11 protein-coding genes, 11 pseudogenes and 1 other annotated feature are annotated in these 15,190 nt (G+C 62.1%); of the genes and pseudogenes, 10 read left to right on the top strand and 12 right to left on the bottom strand.

Annotation, left to right across the window (positions count from 1 at the left end):
• Window positions 1-416: 416 nt before the first annotated feature.
• The 3 genes from ACGI6K_RS10360 to ACGI6K_RS10350 are packed head-to-tail and all read left to right on the top strand — an operon-like array spanning window position 417 to window position 2,634.
• Window positions 417-740, top strand: a complete 324-nt coding sequence (locus tag ACGI6K_RS10360) for a hypothetical protein (RefSeq protein WP_376946709.1) — start codon at window positions 417-419, stop codon at window positions 738-740.
• Window positions 737-2,311 carry a PepSY-associated TM helix domain-containing protein gene (locus ACGI6K_RS10355; protein WP_376946706.1) on the top strand — a complete coding sequence of 525 codons (1,575 nt, stop codon included), beginning with the start codon at window positions 737-739 and terminating at the stop codon, window positions 2,309-2,311. The genes ACGI6K_RS10360 and ACGI6K_RS10355 overlap by 4 nt, the downstream gene beginning before the upstream one ends.
• Complete coding sequence (locus ACGI6K_RS10350) at window positions 2,308-2,634, top strand: DUF3325 domain-containing protein (protein WP_376946740.1); 327 nt, start codon at window positions 2,308-2,310, stop codon at window positions 2,632-2,634. Before ACGI6K_RS10355 ends, ACGI6K_RS10350 begins: the two co-directional genes overlap by 4 nt.
• Before the next feature lie 117 nt (window positions 2,635-2,751).
• Here ACGI6K_RS10350 and ACGI6K_RS10345 read toward each other — a convergent pair.
• Window positions 2,752-2,932: pseudogene (locus ACGI6K_RS10345) on the bottom strand (diaminobutyrate--2-oxoglutarate transaminase); the annotation flags it as partial.
• Window positions 2,933-3,080: 148 nt separating this feature from the next.
• Between ACGI6K_RS10345 and ACGI6K_RS10340 the strand changes: the two are divergent.
• Window positions 3,081-3,960 (top strand): annotated as a pseudogene (locus ACGI6K_RS10340) (IS630 family transposase); the annotation flags it as partial.
• A gap of 83 nt (window positions 3,961-4,043) precedes the next feature.
• On the opposite strand, the pseudogene ACGI6K_RS10335 reads toward ACGI6K_RS10340, so the two are convergent.
• The 4 genes and pseudogenes from ACGI6K_RS10335 to ACGI6K_RS10320 all read right to left on the bottom strand — a co-directional run.
• A pseudogene (locus ACGI6K_RS10335) lies at window positions 4,044-4,440 on the bottom strand (DDE-type integrase/transposase/recombinase); the annotation flags it as partial.
• 12 nt (window positions 4,441-4,452) lie between these two features.
• Window positions 4,453-4,966 (bottom strand): annotated as a pseudogene (locus ACGI6K_RS10330) (group II intron reverse transcriptase/maturase); the annotation flags it as partial.
• Window positions 4,967-5,479: 513 nt separating this feature from the next.
• Window positions 5,480-6,216, bottom strand: a pseudogene (locus tag ACGI6K_RS10325) (IS3 family transposase); the annotation flags it as partial.
• Window positions 5,822-5,938: a sequence feature (AL1L pseudoknot), on the bottom strand. Its footprint overlaps the pseudogene before it by 117 nt.
• A 12-nt stretch (window positions 6,217-6,228) precedes the next feature.
• On the bottom strand, window positions 6,229-6,378 hold the full coding sequence (locus tag ACGI6K_RS10320) for a hypothetical protein (RefSeq protein ID WP_376945453.1): 150 nt from the start codon (window positions 6,376-6,378) through the stop codon (window positions 6,229-6,231).
• A 24-nt stretch (window positions 6,379-6,402) separates the two neighbouring features.
• Here ACGI6K_RS10320 and ACGI6K_RS10315 point away from each other — a divergent pair.
• The 5 genes and pseudogenes from ACGI6K_RS10315 to ACGI6K_RS10295 all read left to right on the top strand — a co-directional run.
• A pseudogene (locus tag ACGI6K_RS10315) lies at window positions 6,403-6,495 on the top strand (transposase); the annotation flags it as partial.
• 246 nt (window positions 6,496-6,741) lie between these two features.
• Entirely contained in the window at window positions 6,742-7,242 is a 501-nt protein-coding gene (locus ACGI6K_RS10310; protein ID WP_376945532.1) for an RNA polymerase factor sigma-70, read from the top strand.
• Window positions 7,243-7,304: 62 nt separating this feature from the next.
• A pseudogene (locus ACGI6K_RS10305) lies at window positions 7,305-8,203 on the top strand (AMP-binding protein); the annotation flags it as partial.
• A gap of 340 nt (window positions 8,204-8,543) precedes the next feature.
• Window positions 8,544-8,627 (top strand): annotated as a pseudogene (locus ACGI6K_RS10300) (DUF485 domain-containing protein); the annotation flags it as partial.
• Window positions 8,596-8,979 (top strand): annotated as a pseudogene (locus tag ACGI6K_RS10295) (sodium:solute symporter family transporter); the annotation flags it as partial. The pseudogenes ACGI6K_RS10300 and ACGI6K_RS10295, both read left to right, overlap by 32 nt.
• Window positions 8,980-9,024: 45 nt before the next feature.
• Here the strand turns inward: ACGI6K_RS10295 and ACGI6K_RS10290 are convergent.
• The 5 genes and pseudogenes from ACGI6K_RS10290 to ACGI6K_RS10270 form a co-directional block, all read right to left on the bottom strand.
• A complete protein-coding gene (locus ACGI6K_RS10290; RefSeq protein ID WP_376945455.1) occupies window positions 9,025-9,318 on the bottom strand; it encodes a putative quinol monooxygenase in 294 nt (97 codons plus the stop codon).
• A gap of 1 nt (window position 9,319) precedes the next feature.
• Complete coding sequence (locus ACGI6K_RS10285; protein ID WP_376945457.1) at window positions 9,320-10,522, bottom strand: MFS transporter; 1,203 nt, start codon at window positions 10,520-10,522, stop codon at window positions 9,320-9,322.
• On the bottom strand, window positions 10,519-10,923 hold the full coding sequence (locus ACGI6K_RS10280; RefSeq protein WP_376945459.1) for a GlcG/HbpS family heme-binding protein: 405 nt from the start codon (window positions 10,921-10,923) through the stop codon (window positions 10,519-10,521). Before ACGI6K_RS10280 ends, ACGI6K_RS10285 begins: the two co-directional genes overlap by 4 nt.
• A gap of 84 nt (window positions 10,924-11,007) precedes the next feature.
• Window positions 11,008-11,727, bottom strand: coding sequence for an IclR family transcriptional regulator (locus ACGI6K_RS10275; RefSeq protein ID WP_376945461.1), 720 nt, complete (start codon window positions 11,725-11,727; stop codon window positions 11,008-11,010).
• Between the two features lie 82 nt (window positions 11,728-11,809).
• Window positions 11,810-12,221, bottom strand: a pseudogene (locus ACGI6K_RS10270) (integrase core domain-containing protein); the annotation flags it as partial.
• On the opposite strand from ACGI6K_RS10270, the pseudogene ACGI6K_RS10265 reads away from it, so the two are divergent.
• Window positions 12,205-12,925: pseudogene (locus ACGI6K_RS10265) on the top strand (IS110 family transposase); the annotation flags it as partial. The pseudogenes ACGI6K_RS10270 and ACGI6K_RS10265 overlap by 17 nt on opposite strands.
• Before the next feature lie 324 nt (window positions 12,926-13,249).
• Here the strand turns inward: ACGI6K_RS10265 and ACGI6K_RS10260 are convergent.
• Together ACGI6K_RS10260 and ACGI6K_RS10255 are read right to left on the bottom strand one after the other, a co-directional pair.
• The gene (locus ACGI6K_RS10260; RefSeq protein WP_376945463.1) at window positions 13,250-14,506 is read right to left on the bottom strand and encodes a VWA domain-containing protein; all 1,257 of its coding nucleotides are present in this window, start codon (window positions 14,504-14,506) and stop codon (window positions 13,250-13,252) included.
• 100 nt (window positions 14,507-14,606) lie between these two features.
• Complete coding sequence (locus tag ACGI6K_RS10255) at window positions 14,607-15,185, bottom strand: TerD family protein (protein WP_376945465.1); 579 nt, start codon at window positions 15,183-15,185, stop codon at window positions 14,607-14,609.
• Window positions 15,186-15,190: the final 5 nt, after the last annotated feature.

Below are 15,190 nucleotides of genomic sequence, written 5' to 3'. Positions count from 1 at the left end.
AATCGTCCAAGGAGTGTTGCAAGTACGCACACGGCCCATTCCGGGCTGAAGCCAGTCAGGAATAGGCTGCTTGAAGACCCCCTCCCTCTCTTCTCTTCTCGGTTCCTGAGGACTCCCCTGTCGCTCCAGTCGATGGCCCCTGCCATGCCGATTAGAAGCACGCCGAGTCAAAGTTTTGCCTATGCGCTTCGACAGGCAATGGTGGTATTCCCCCTGGCAAAGCAGGCCCAGCAGCAATTTTTTCTTCCCCGTGAGGTGCGACAGGGGATGGCGCATCAAGACCACAGCTTGTCGGATATGAGAAGAAGCCGAACTAAATTTTCGGCGGCCTTGATCGTTGCTGGAGTAGGGCCAGTCGTCTAGACGATATACGCCCTTCATATCAAGTGGCCCGTTCGTAAAAACAGGTATATCCCATGCCCCTGTCCTCCGAACCTCGTTGGGAGCGGTTTCGCACTTTCCTGCAAAACAGTCAGCGTCTGGATACCGCCGCGCGTGTCGTGCTCGCGGTGTTTGGCGGCTACGGTTTCAGCGCCCTAGCAACCGTCAGCCTTTCCTGGGCCTTGCCCTTGCCGCCTGCGCAGGCGGTATTGACGGCAACGATGCTTTCGTTCGCCCTGTTCTGCGCCTTGGCTATCTGGGCCTTCAGCGCCTCCAGCGCCTGGCGGGCCTGGGGAGTTACCCTTTTGCTGGCCGTCCCTCCCGCCATGCACCTTCTGGTGCGGGAGTTGCGCCCATGAAGGTGCGGGGTTTTCGTCAAGCCAATGCCTGGCTGCACAACTGGACCGGCCTGCTGCTGGGCTGGTTGTTGTATGCCATCTTCCTCACTGGCACCCTCTGTTTCTTCCAGAACGAAATTACTCTATGGATGAAACCCGAGCAGCACGGCTCGCATCCCGATGCCGGCTCGGCGGAGCGCGCCTGGGCTACTCTGCAACGCTTGGCCCCGACAGCCGAGCAATGGCGCATTCAACTACCAGGTGAGCGCAACACCGCCATACAGGTGAATTGGAGCGAACCCGGCCAGGAAAAAAGACATGCCCTGACCCTGGATGCAGCAAGCGGCGAACCGCTGGAAGTGCGCGAAACGCTCGGGGGTCAGTTCTTCTATCGCTTTCATTTCCAACTGTTCGGCATCGACTACATGTGGGGTCGCTGGATCGTCTGCATCGCCACCATGCTCATGCTGGTCGCCATCGTCAGCGGCGTGATCGTCCACAAGAAAATCTTCCAGGAATTCTTTACCTTCCGCCCGGGCAAAAGCCAACGCACCTGGCTCGATGCCCACAACGCAACAGCGGTCCTGGCCCTACCGTTTCATCTGATGATCACCTACAGCGGCCTCCTGCTGTTTATGTACATGTTGATGCCCTGGGGCATGCAAAGCGTCTACCAGGACGATACCCAACGCTTCTTCAGCGAACTCTTCCCGCGTGACTCCGTCGAGGCCAAACCAGCACCGATGCAGAACGGCATCCCCTTGACCGACCTGCGCCCACTGCTCGATGAGGCCGAACGACACTGGCCACGCGGCGTCGGCAGTATCGAGGTCCGTCGACCGGGAACCGAACTGGCCGTCATCGAGCTGCGCGAACTGGGCAGCGACAGCCTGCTCGACCGGGGCGTCGGCGAGCGCCTGCGTTTCGACGGCACGACCGGCGAACCGCTACACATCCCTCCGCAGGTCGATGGCGGGACGGCCAAGGCCGTCTACAACGTACTGACCGGCCTGCACCTGCTGCGTTTCGCCAGTGTGGAAATGCGCTGGTTCTTTTTTCTGAGCGGCCTGCTGGGTACGGCAATGATCGCCACCGGCCTCGTCCTGTGGGTGGGAAAACGGTTGCCGAAACGGCGCAAGAGCAGCGCCACGCCCTTCGGCCATCGTCTGGTCGAAGTGTTGAACGTCGGTACCGTCGTCGGGCTCCCCGTGGCCATCGCCGCCTATTTCTGGGCCAACCGCCTGCTGCCGCTGGGCCTGGCACAGCGTATCGACTGGGAAATCCGCTGCCTCTTCATCGCCTGGGCGCTTTGCCTTGTCCATCCGTTGCTGCGCTCCTACAGGCGCGCCTGGATCGAACAACTGGCCCTGGCCAGCCTGTTGTATGCCGGTCTGCCGCTGCTCAACTTCTCCCTGCCGGATAGCCATCTGCTGACCACGCTGGCCCATGGACAATGGCTGGTGGCCGGTATGGATCTGACGCTACTCGCACTCGCCGCCCTGTTCGGACTGGCCGCCTGGAAGCTGACCAGGCTGCTGTCCAGCGCCGTACAAAACCCGCCCCACAAGGCCCCCCAGGAGGCACCGATATGATTTGGCTAGGCCTCGCGCTCTGCTTCAGCGGTTTCGCCGCGCTTTGCCTGAGCATGGACACGCACCATGAGCAGGTTTTCGGAACCGATGCACCGGATGGCAGGCGCCTGCTTCTGAGACTGCTCGGCTGGCCGACGCTGGTCATCGCCGTATTCGCCTGCGCGAACGCGCTCGGCCTCTCCGTGGGTATCGCCCTTTGGGCCGGCCAGCTCAGCATCGCGGCAGGAATCCTGCTCCTGCTGCTGGCCTACCGGCCGCGCCTGGTCGTTCCGCTGGCCTTGGCCGCCCCTTTGTTGGCATTGCTCCCGCTGCTGTTTCACTAGAGCCTGCCAGGCCTCCGGTCGCAGGTGCACTCCGGCTTCAACAGCGCGACCGCCACCGCATGCCGGTCTGCAGAACCGGATACGGGCCCGGTCGGTACCCGGCGGATCGCCTCGTTGGTTGTGGCGGAACGCCAGGTCGCCGGGCCTCAGCCAGGCAACTTTGAACACACCTCTCTTTGAACACACCTCTCTCGATATTCTCGACATGAATGCCGTTGGTACGCTTCAGAGCCAGGAGGATGCGCCGCAGATAGCTGCTGGCGTCGCATTCCTGCCGGCTTTGCCGGGCCAGCAACGGACGTCCTCGAACTGCTAGAGCATTTTTTGAAAACACGAATTCGACATACAGGGGTTGCTCTTCCTGGTCATTTCGGGCCTCCTCTCCCGCTCGGACAAGGAGACCAGAATGGCTCGAGCATACAGTGCCGATCTTCGTCGACGCGGCCATGGGCGGGCTGTCGGCTCGGCAGGCCGCCGAGCGATTCGACATCGGCACGGCGCGGCGATCGTCTGGGTACGGCGCTTTCGGGAAGGCGGGGAACTCGTCGCCCGCCGACAGGGCAAGCCCCGGGGCTTGCGGCTCGATCCCCATGCGCACTACCTGCTCGGCCTGCTCGAGCAAACCCCCGACCTGACGCTGGCCGAGCTCGCCGCAACCCTCGAGCGGGAGCGCGGTATTCGGGTCAGCCTGGCGACGGTATGGACGTTTCTCGACCGGCACGGCATGACGTTCAAAAAAAGACCGCGCATGCGGCCGAGCAGCAGCGGCCGGACGTCCAGGCAGCGCGACAGGAGTGGCTCGAGGAACAACCCGGCTTCGACTGGCGCAAGCTGATCGTCGTCGACGAAACCGCCGCCGCGACCAACTTGGCCCGCCTACGAGGCTGGGCCCCTCGCGGCGAGCGCTGCCTGGCCGCGCTCCCTCACGGTCACTGGAAAACCACGACCTTTACCGCCGGCCTGCGCGTGGATGGGCTAACTGCTCCGCTGGTGCTCGACGGCGCCATGAACGGCCCGGCCTTCCTGGCCTATGTCGAGCAGGTCCTGGCTCCCGAGCTGACGCCCGGCGATAACAACCTGCCGGCCCACAAGGTGGCGGGGGGACGCCAGGCCATTGAGGGCGCAGGAGCCACACTGCGCTACCTGCCTCCCTATAGCCCCGACCTGAACCCGATCGAAAGGGCATTCTCCAAGCTCAAGGCGCTGCTGCGAAAGGCGGCGGCGCGGACCGTGCCGCAGCTGTGGCAGAGCATTGGCGAGGCAATCGGGCAGTTCTCGGCGCAGGACTGCAGGCACTACTTCGAGGCAGCCGGATATGGAACGGATGAGCATTCGAAAATAATCGCACCTCGTCGACACCTTGGACGGATTGAACCGCCCCGGGAATTCCGGAGGCTCGTTGGTCTGAGTCACGCCAGCATGGCGGACTCGGTGAGTTGGCGATAATAAACCGCTTCGGCCTCAGCCGGCGGTACGTTGCCGATGGGCTCCAGTAGCCGTCGGTGGTTGAACCCGTCCACCCATTCCAGCGTCGCCAGCTCCACGGCCTCACGATTCTGCCAGGAACGGCGATGAATCACCTCGGCCTTGTACAGGCCATTGAGGGTTTCGGCCAAGGCATTGTCATAGGAGTCACCCACGCTTGCCCACCGAGGGCTCGACCCCAGCTTCAGCCAAGCGCTCGGTATAGCGGATCGAGACGTACTGCACGCCACGGTCGCTGTGGTGGATCAGACTGCCCTGGCCGACCGGTCGGCGGGCATACAACGCCTGCTCCAACGCATCGAGTACAAAGTCGGTACGGGCGCCTCTGAGGTTGCGGCTGACCCAGACATCAAAGGCGTAGTGCAGGACCAGGTTGGCCAGCAACGGGCTCACGACGCCGCCTTGCGGCGTGCCGCACGTCCGCTCCAGAAGTACCCCGTCTGCAGTCTGCATTGGCGCTTTCAGCCAGCGTTCCACGTACAGGAGAGCCCATGGGGTCTGGCAGTGCTTCTTGAGCGCGCGCATGATAGGAGTTTGGATGGAACATCGGGTCGATCTGCGGCTCCAGCAGGAGCTTGACTGCCGTCTGCGCCACCCGATCGGCAACCGTGGGCACACCCAGCACATGCACACCTCCCGACTTCTTTGGAATCGGCACCCCTTTTACCAGCGGCGGAAAATAGCTGCCGGAACAGAGTCGATTCCATAGCCTGTACAGGTTGTTGCCCAAGCCATTCTCGAACTGCTCAATGGATTCACGGTCAACGCCTGCGGCGCCACCGTTCGCCTTGACACACTTGAATGCCTCCCAGATTAACGCCTTGGGAATGTCATACGGTTTGGTCATGCCGCCGTGCTCCTCCTGCTTGCGCAGTTGACACGACGACAGACCGGGATGACGCAGCTCCTCCGCTCCACCACTCTTACAGCGGCTTCAACACTACTACGAGCGGCTCCGCCCCTTGGTGGCGCATCGCTACTTTCGGCCTCGCCTTTCAAGCTTGTGCCTTTCGCTTGGCATCGCCACCGAAGGTTCCCGCAGTTCAACGCAAGAGCCTGAATCAGGCTGACGCTGCCTCTATGCCGGACACCGCCTGGCCCGTAAGCAGGTAACGGCCAGACTGATCGCGGGGCACCATCACTCCCCGGTTTTGATGTCATCTGAGTACTTTCGACACTTGAACGGCAGTTCACGGTTGTTCGTCTTCCTGGTTCATACCTGACGCCTTTACGACGCCTTTTCCATGACGCTCACGACCAGGGTTTTTGACCCAAGCCGCTCATGGTGGTTTGCCATCCGCTCCTGCAAGCTGATGGCGAGGGGCCATACCCTCATCTCCTACGCCGCTTGCTGCGGCACACTGAAGTCCGCCCCCCAGAGCGCATTGGGCCGCTCGGCGCGGAACGGGCGGTTGACCTTGTCCAGTGGGCACGGGTTGGCCTTGTCGCGGGTCGTAGTCTTGACCGATTTGCCGCGTACGACTCCTTGTAGGCCCAGTCGCTGCATCAGCCGCTCCACCGTGCAGCGCGCAACCCTCACACCTTCCCGCAGGAGTTGCCGCCAGACCTTGCGCACGCCGTAGACCTGGAAGTTCTCCTCCCAGATCCGCTGGATATGCCCGCTCGGCACCTCGTCACGCCGTGCTCGCGGAGAACGCCGCTCAGGGGCAGCCTGGCCTTGTGCATGGGCGTAGTAGGTCGATGGAGCAATCGGCAGTACCTGGCAGATCGGCTCGACTCCATAAACCTCACGGTGCTCGTCGATGAACGCCTTCATGGCTTGAAGCGGCGGTCGAGCTCCGCCTGGGCAAAATACGCGGACGCCTTGCGCAAGATCTCGTTGGCCTGGCGCAACTCACGCACTTCACGCTCCAGCGCTTTGATCCGCTCGCGCTCGCCGGTGGTCTGGCCTTCCCGTTTGCCCGTATCGCGCTCGGCCTGGCGCACCCAGCGGCGCAGGGTTTCAGCGGTACAACCGATCTTGGCGGAAATCGAGCGGATCGCCGCCCACTCCGACTCATGGTCGTCTTGATGCTCGAGCACCAGACGAACCGCTCGCTCGCGGACTTCCGGGGAGTACTTCGTCGTTGTCTTCATGGCTCCATCCTCTCAAGAGTGCGAGCCTCCGGGAAAGCCGGGGCGGTTCATCTCGCCGACCACTTTGAAGACGATGCCTGCGTGTGCGCACTTGTATTCCAGCATCGTCTTCAACTGGCCCCAGCCGGCGCCGAGCACCGACTTGGCCATCCGGGTCTTCACGAGTTTCGTGGACGACACATCGCCTTGTGGAGCCCCAGCTATTTTGCCGGCAGCGTCGGCGGCGCTCCTCTTGCAGTAGTCAAGCAATACATCGAGCAGCAGACGAAGCCGCTATAGGGAGGCTTCGCCTCCCACGCTATTCATCCCCGCACTAGAAGTACGGGGCTTTCCGCGCATTTCGGTAACACTGCCTCCAAAAATGATAAATATTCTCGTTTGACAGAGCTTTTTATTAAAGTTAATTTGCCATCCATGTGGCTCGCAGCCCCCTTGGCCGCTATTCCCAGACCGAAGGAACGCCTACATGTCAAAACACGGACCTCTCGCCGACGGCTTCATGGACAGACCAGCGTTTTCCCCGAGATCCAGTCCTTCATCGACCATCGCGTAACACTGGTAAATAACGCAGCAAACATCATTGGATGTCGTTCCCCCGCGGAGGATGTCGTTCAGGATACGTTCTTGCGGCAGGAATCCGTTCCACCAGCAGTGGCTGTTTCGATGAAGACCTATCTGAACTGCATATTCCGGATCGTCCGCAATCTGGTGAACGGCCATCATCGCAAGCAAATCGTTGAGCAACGTTACAGCGGAAACGAAGAGAAAGCCTTGTCCGTCGCTCAACAGGACGATGTCTCGCCGGAAAGCCTGCAGCCGCGCCAGGAGAGGCTAGAACGGATCACCGAGGCCCTGAGCCAGCTTCCGGAACGCACGCGTTACGCCTTCGAGATGCACCGCGCGCATGGCAAGCAGCAGAAGGAAATCGCACGCGAACTCGGTGTTTCGCCGCCCCAGGTGAACATTATGATCCGCGACGCCCTGGTGCATTGCCGCAAGGCCCTCGAGGCGGAACACAACGCCTGAATCCATGTCCATTGGTGCTGGCTTTCGACCCGGACGGGTTCTGGAAGCTATTGGATCGGCAGGAGGGCGATCCGGCATTCACCTGGCAGTGGCCGGACGACGTGTACCTCTGGACCCTGCCGATGTTCCACTGCAACGGCTGGTGCTACCTCTGGACCGTCACCGCCTTGGCGGGCACGCACGTGTTCCTGCGCCGGGTCGACCCGCAGAAGATCCTCACCCTGATCCACGAACACCGAGTCACCCACCTGTGCGGCGCACCTATCGAGCTCAACGCCTTGGTCAACATGACCGACTCGGCCAAGGCTGCCATCGATTCCCCCAGTACATGCCTTGGTCGCTGGTGCCGCGCTGCCGGCCAAGGTGATCGGCGCAGTGGAGGAAATGGGCATCAAGGTCACCCACGTCTACAGAGTCACCGAAGTCTACGGCCCGGTCACCATATGTGCCTGGCACGAGGAATGGGACGAGTTGCTGCTCGACGAGCGGGTCCGGATCAAGGCCCGCCAGGGGTGTGCGCTATCCGACCCTGGAGGGGGTGATGGTGGCCGATCCGCAGCCTCTGGAGCCGGTGCCACGCGACAACGACACCATCGGCGAAATCTTCATGCGCGGCAACACGGTGATGAAGGGCTACCTGAAAAACCCGAGCGCCACCGCCGAGGCCTTCGAGGGGGTTGGTTCCACACCGGTCTGGCATCCGGACGGCTACGTGGAGATCAAGGACCGCCTGAAGGACATTGTGATCTCCGGCGGCGAGAACATCTCTACCATCGAGGTGGAAGGCGTGCTCTATCGCCATCATGGGGTTCCCCTGCCCTTTCGTCTCCCTCAAGGCCGGCCAAGAACGGACCAGCGAGGCGGAGATCATCGCCTTCTGCCGCGAGCACCTGGCCGGCTTCAAGATCCCCAGGCGCGTAGTCTTCAGAAATTGCCGAAGACCTTCACCGGCAAGATCTAGAAATAAGTCCTGCGCGGCAGGACCAGGGCGCTCTAACCCCAGTCCTGGCGATTTTCACGAGCAGATCGAGCGGATGACGGCGTCCGGGCCGGCTGGACGCCACAGGCCACGGCGCGCCCGAAAAGGCCGCCGCGAATGGTACGGCGACAACAAAATAATTCGGAGCCAAACATAGACCGACCTGTTTCACGACATGCCCAGAGTTACGATCAGATCCGCAACAATCCGAAGCTCCATCAACTGGTGCAAAGCTGCTTACGCCTGGCCTAGTCGCTGAGCGTCCCGGTGTTCGGCATTTACAGCCTGTTCATGCTGACGGTGGCCTTCACCCCCGCAATTACTGCATCGCCCTCTCGGTGAAACCAGCCTGCTGACCATCGGCATTCCGATCGGTGCCGCGGTCATCGTCTTTTTCTGGTTGCTCACCGGCTGGTACGTGCGCAGCGCCAACCCCCGCTTCGACGCCCTCAGCGCGCAGATCATCAAGGAGAGCCAGCAATATATTCTTCGTCTTCGTCCTCGGCACCCTGGCGATGACCTGGTGAGCCGCCCACCAGACTAGTTCCACGGCCGACTTCTACACCGCCGCCGGCGGCATCAGCGGCTTCCAGCACGGTCTGCCGATCGCCGGCGACTATATGTCCGCCGCCACCCAGCTCGGCCTGTCCAGCCTGGTGTTCGCCAAGGGATATGACGGTTTCATCTATACCGTCGCCTTCTTCGGCGGCTGGTCGCTGATCACCTTCCTGACGGCCGAACGGCTGCGCATCTTGGGTGACGGTGGGAAAGCGGCGCATATAGCGCAGTTCCATGCCGCCACCTCACTCCGGCAGCCAGCCAATCGGTTGAAGGTCCACTGACTCGCAACACGCCTGCACGCGCGCCACGCCATCCAGGAAGTGCGGCGTATGTTCATGCCGGAACAGGGCCTCGGCATCGGCCCAGCGCTCCAGCAGGTAGAAGCGGTTGGCGGCTGTGCTTCCTTGGGCAACGCGATAGTCCAAGCAACCCGGTTCCCGGAGGCTGGCGTCGCGCAACGCGAACAGTACGTCGCGCAGTTCTTCGATGCGTCCTTCCGACGCTTGCAACGAGACGATGAGATCGACAATCGGCATGTCATCCTCCTTGGAGATGCGTTGCATGGGCAGATTGTGCGCTCTTGCGTGCTAGCCACCACAGCGGCGCTTGCGCCAGCAGCGCCAGCACCACGCCGGCCCAAGGCGTCAGCGCCATTCGCCCCTGAGCGACCAGGCCGCTGCCCAGCGTCTCGCCCAGGGTGATGCCGAGGTTGAAGGCCGCGATGTTCAGCGCCGAGGCGAAATCCACCGCGCGTGGTGTCCAGCGCCCGGCCGTCTCCAGCATCCCGGCTTGGAAGCCCGGTGACAGGCCGAAGGCCAGTCCGCCCCAGGCGAACAGCAGCGGCACCATCGCCCACTTCCAAGGCAGCGCCCCGGCCAGCACCACCAATGCCCATAGCAGGCCGATCAGCATGCGCCGCAGCGCCACCGGCCAGCCCAGGCGGGCAGCCCAGCGCCCACCGGCGAGGTTGCCGACCAGCGTCGCCATCCCGAACACCACCAGCAGCCCGCTGGCCGCATGGGTCGAAAAGCCGGTGATGTCCGTCAGGATCGGGGTGACGAAGGTGAAGGCGGGGAAGCTGGCGCCGAAGCCCAATACGGTGATGCTCATCATCGCCAGGATCGGCGGGCTGGCCAGTGCCGCCAGTTGGGTGCTCGCCGGGCCGGCCGCCGATGGCGGCAGCACCGGCACCCAGCGCACCGTCGCCAGCCAAGCCAGCGCCGCCAGTGCCGCCACCACGAAGAACGGCAGGCGCCAACCCAGGCTATTGCCGATCAAGCTGCCCAGCGGCACGCCGATCACCATCGCCAGGGTCAGGCCGGCGAACATGACGGCGATGGCGTGGCTGGCCTGCCCCTCGGGCGCCAAGCGAGCGGCCACCGTCGCACCGATGGCGAAGAAGCTGCCATGCGCCACCGCAGTCAGGATGCGCCCAGCCAGCAGCAGCTCGTAGCTGGCGGCCAGCGCCGACAGCAGGTTGCCGGCCAGAAACACCGCTACCAGCCCCAGCAGCAGAGGCTTGCGCGGCAGCCGCGCCAGGGCCAATACGACGATCGGTGTGCCGACGGCCAGCGCCAGTGCGTACAGGCCGACCAGTCCACCGGCGCGCGCCAGCGGCACGCCGAGATCCTCGGCGATGGCCGGCAGCACGCCAACCACGATGAACTCGGCCACGCCGATGGCGAAGGCCGTCACCGCCAACGCCCAGACTCCGGGGTGGGTACGGTGCGCCTGCATCATGTCCGGTTCGCCGCGTGCAAGGCGATGGCCTGGTCAGCATCGACCGTGGCACCGGCCACGCCGACGGCACCGATCACGCGGTCTTGTTCGTCGCGCAGCACCACACCACCACCGAAGCTGATCAGGCCGCCATTGGTCGCCTCCAGTGTGTAGATCGCACCACCAGGCTGGGCTGCAACGCCGAGTTCTAGGCTGTCGGTACGAAACAGCGCGGCGGTACGGGCCTTCTTGATCGACACGTCGACGGCTCCCGGCACAGCATCGTCCATGCGCAGGAAGCCGCGTAACAGACCGGCCTCGTCCACGACGGCGATGTTGATGGCGAAGTGCTGTTCCCGTGCAAGCGCCTGGGCACGCTCGATGACGTGCTGGATGGTCGATTCGTTCAAAGCGTGGGACATCTCGAAAACTCCATGAAGATTGCAGGAGATTTCGATGATTCCCACTGACGACTTACGTGGAAAGGTGCTAGGGCCAGTTGATAGCTAAAGTTTGAGAATGTCGAACATTTCTCGCATAGCTGTTGCAGCCAAACGGCGCAGGGCCGGTTTGCGCAGGCGCTGGGATGGCCCGGCGACCCCAAGTGCTGCAACGACCTGTCCTTGACGGCGCAGAGGCAGGGCCAGACAGTTCAACCCCGGTTCGGCCTCCTCCAGATCCAGGGCATAGCCCTGTTCGGTGATAGCTGCCAATTCCTTCTCCAGCGCCTTCGGCATTGCCTCGGCACGGCGCAGGCTGCGTACCAATGCGGGATTGTGGGCGAGGAAGATTTTGCCGATGGCCGATGTGGTCAAGCCTTCGCGACGCCCACGTGGGCTGGCCACACGCAGGTTGCCGTGACCTTCCAGGGCATCGATGTAGAGGTATTCCCGCGTGCCGCAGGGCACCGCCAAGTAGCAGGTCTCGCCGCTGCGCTCGGCCAGTGTGCGCAACGCGGGCGCAAATGCAGTACGCAGGGCTGCATCGGCATCGGCCAACGGCTGAGCAATCTCGCGCAAGCGCAACCCAAGCGCGTACCGCGTACCGTAGCGGGAAACGTAACCCATCGCGGCCAGGGTGTTGAGTAACCCATGCAGTGTGCTCTTGTGCAGGTTGAGCTGCGCGGCGAGATCGACCAAGCGTGCTTCGCCTCCTGCCGCAGCGATGGCTTCGAGCAGCAGCATCGCTCGCTCCAAGGATTGGATGCGCCGGTTTTCGTCGATCATGAAGCGCTTCCCTGGAAGCTCCCACCCCAATACCGGATGGCAGTTGAGTTTGAACCGCCCCGGGAATTCCGGAGGCTGTGAATCACACCACCATAGCGGATTCGTCGAGTTGTCGATAATACGTCGCTTCGGCCTCGGCCGGCGGGATGTTGCCGATCGGTTCCAGCAGTCGACGGTGGTTGTACCAGTCCACCCAGGTCAGCGTGGCCAGCTCCACGGCCTCGCGGTTCTTCCAGGACTGGCGATGAATCACTTCGGCCTTGTAGAGTCCGTCGATGGTCTCGGCCAAGGCATTGTCATAGGAGTCGCCCACGCTGCCCACCGACGGCTCGATCCCGGCTTCGGCCAGGCGCTCGGTGTAGCGGATCGAGACTGCCCCTCTATCACTGTGATCGATCAGCCCGCCCTGTACCGGCTGACGGGCATACAGCGCCTGCTCCAGGGCATCAGTCGGTACGCGCCGAACCGGAGACCCTCCAGCCAACGGCTTGCCTGGTCGCCATCAAACAGCGGACCAGCAGGCCATCCTCTCGCTGCACCGCATCCGTGCCCAGTTGCTGAAGGTCCGCATCATGTAGAGCAATGCGCTGCGCGGCCTGCTCTACGAGTTCAAAATTGTCTTGCCCGAGGGCCATGCCCAACTGGCCAAAGCCATGCGGAAGCCTTCGCCGAGGCGGAAAATCAGGTTCCTCCCATGCTTCTGGAGAGCCTGCAAGAGCAGTGGGCGCGGGTGCTCCGACTGGAAGATGAAATCCGGGTGATCGAACTCCGCCTGAAACGCTACCTGCGCGAGAACCCCGACTGCCGGAAAACTGCAGAAATCCCCGGCATCGGTTCATTGACGGCCACTGCCGCGGTTGCCTCACTGGGCGACGCGACGACCTTTCGTTCCAGCTGACAGTTCGCCGCCTGGCTGGGATTGGCTCCCCGGCAAACCGGTACCGGCGGTCGAGTCCGGCAACTGGGGCTGAGCAAGCGCGGTGACAGCTACCTGCGCATGCTGTTGATGCATGGGGCTCGCTCGATCCTCGCCAGGAGCCAGAAATCCGAATGGCTTGAACGCTTGCTGGCCAGGCGACCTTATAACGTCGTGGTCGCGGCACTGGCCAATAAGCTGGCCCGAACCCTGTGGGCCGTGCTGGCCAGGGGCTCTTCATATCGAGCAGAACACTTTACGGCCTGCCCTGCAGGAAACTGAAAAACAGGACAACTCATCGTCCTCACAAGGAGCGCAGGCGGTAAGCACGTGATGGCGGAACAGGTCAGACCGTGACGGGGTAAACCTGGCAGGGACAATGAGCCACAGCCCGCAGCTCGCTCAACAGATGAGGACCTCGTCAGCGGATTCCATCAGGCCATCAAAGCCAGCAGGCTTGTCGGGCTGCACAACGGGCCGAATATAAGACCGCTCCTCCTACCTGCGCGCCAGCATGCCTACCTCTTGAGTTCCGGGAGGCGTCCATATAAGACCCTAGCCCTTGGAAAGAATATCGATGTAAGTGGCCATTGAGGGAGGGGGCAGTCAAGCGACGATCCCCTTGGCTTTAGCTGCCTTCAGCCAGCCGGGGAACTCCTCCATCAGTCGGTCATAGAGGGTTTCCTCACTGATATCGTGCAGATCATCGAGGGCGAAGAAGTTGCAGTTGTCGACTACGCGGTTGGTCATGTCGTCGAGCTTTTCGAGAATGCCGTAGTTACGCCCGGCCAGACCGACGAACTGCCAGAAGATCGGCAGTTTGGCCGCATCAGTGATCAGCTTGATAATGCGCCGGCTGTCGTAAATACCGCCATCACTGATAAACAGGATGTAGATCGGCGTGGAACTCTTGCTGCGGCGGTAGAACTCGATGGTCTGCTCGATGACCCGGTATTCGGTGTTGATGCGCGAGCCTAGCTCCCAGTTTCGCCAGCCGCCGTGATCGGTGTTGATGAAATCGTGAAAGTTCCGTAGGTTGACGTTGCTGAGCTGCTGAGGCAGATCGCCGAAGGCCCAGCAATCAAGCTGGCCATCATTATCGAAGTGAACCGCCAGCGGCAGCAGGCGATTCACCACTTCCTGAACCCGGCCTTGCTTGTACTGGTTGTTCATGGAACCCGAGCCGTCAAGGATTAGGCCCACGCGAGCGCTTACCTCGGTCAACTTGGCTTTCTCCAAGCTGACCTGCGCCTTCTTGGCCAGGCTCACCAGCTGCGGGGCTGCGGCAGCCACCTTCTTCTCAAGAGAGATGTGGCCCGTTGGTGGGGGGGCCGGTGTTGGAGCCGGTGCGTCTTCAGCCACCTCGCCGCCGAAATGGTGTACCAGCGCCTCCAGGCCCTCATTGAAGCCCTGCAGCACTGAATTCAGGCGCCAGGCGCCATCCTTGCGGTAGAACTCCACCAGTATGATGGCTCGCTCCTGGGCGAAGGTTTTGCCGGCGAACGCGCAGACGGCTTTGGGGATGCCGGCGTCGCTGATTCTGAATTGACTCGCGCCGAGTTGGCGCAGTGTGCCTTGGCCGTCGATAGCCGCGGTGAATACGAGCTTGTCAATGCTGGCCGGGACCTCTGCTAGCGAGAGACCGAAGGTCGTCGGATTCACCAGTCGCACGCTTTGGCAGGGCGATTCCGGCTGGTTAAAGAAGACCATATAGCGGTCGTCGGAGAGCTTGCCTTGGACATCGAGGCCGAAGCAGGCCAAATCGAGCGTTAGTGGGCCCTGAATATCGAAAGTCACTTCTACAGAATTTAAGGTTGTAATCGAAGACAAGGGCAGCCGCTGGCCCTGGATGAGTTCGAGCATTCAAAAATTCCTTTTTCGATCAAAGCAGATGAATATTCTGGAGCAGAAGGGAAGGATAAAGGAGGCCTCGGTGTGAGGCCCCCTTTGCTACCAGGCGCGATTAGGCGAGGTTGACGCCGAAGTTGGCAGCCAGCGGAGCCAGGCCGCCTGCGAAGCCCTGACCGATGGCCTTGAACTTCCACTCTTCGCCGTGGCGATACAGCTCACCGAAGATCATTGCAGTTTCGATGGAGGCATCTTCGCTCAGATCGAAACGGGCGATCTCGGTGCCGCCAGCCGAATTCATCACGCGGATGTAGGCTTTGTTGACTTGGCCGAAGCTCTGGTTGCGAGCGGCAGCCTCGTGAATGGTGACCGCAAAGACCAGCTTCTTGGCTTCGGCGCCCAGGCCAGCCAGGTTTACGGAAACCAGCTCGTCGTCGCCGCCGCCTTCACCGCTGCGGTTGTCGCCCTGGTGCTCAACGTTGCCGCAGGCCGACTTCTTGTTGTTGTAGAAAACAAAGGCTTGATCGTTCAGCACCTTGTCGTTTTCGCCGAGCACGAATACAGAGGCATCCAGATCGAACGCAGCGCCATCGGTGACGCGAGCATCCCAGCCCAGGCCGACATTTACGGCGGTCAGGCCAGGCGCCTCTTTGGACAGGGATACGTTGCCGCCTTTGCTCAGAGATACAGCCATTTTCA

This window comes from Azorhizophilus paspali (assembly GCF_043587585.2).
In the GTDB taxonomy this organism is placed as follows: Bacteria; Pseudomonadota; Gammaproteobacteria; order Pseudomonadales; family Pseudomonadaceae; genus Azotobacter; species Azotobacter paspali.
This window is presented reverse-complemented; position numbering and strand designations above follow the sequence as displayed.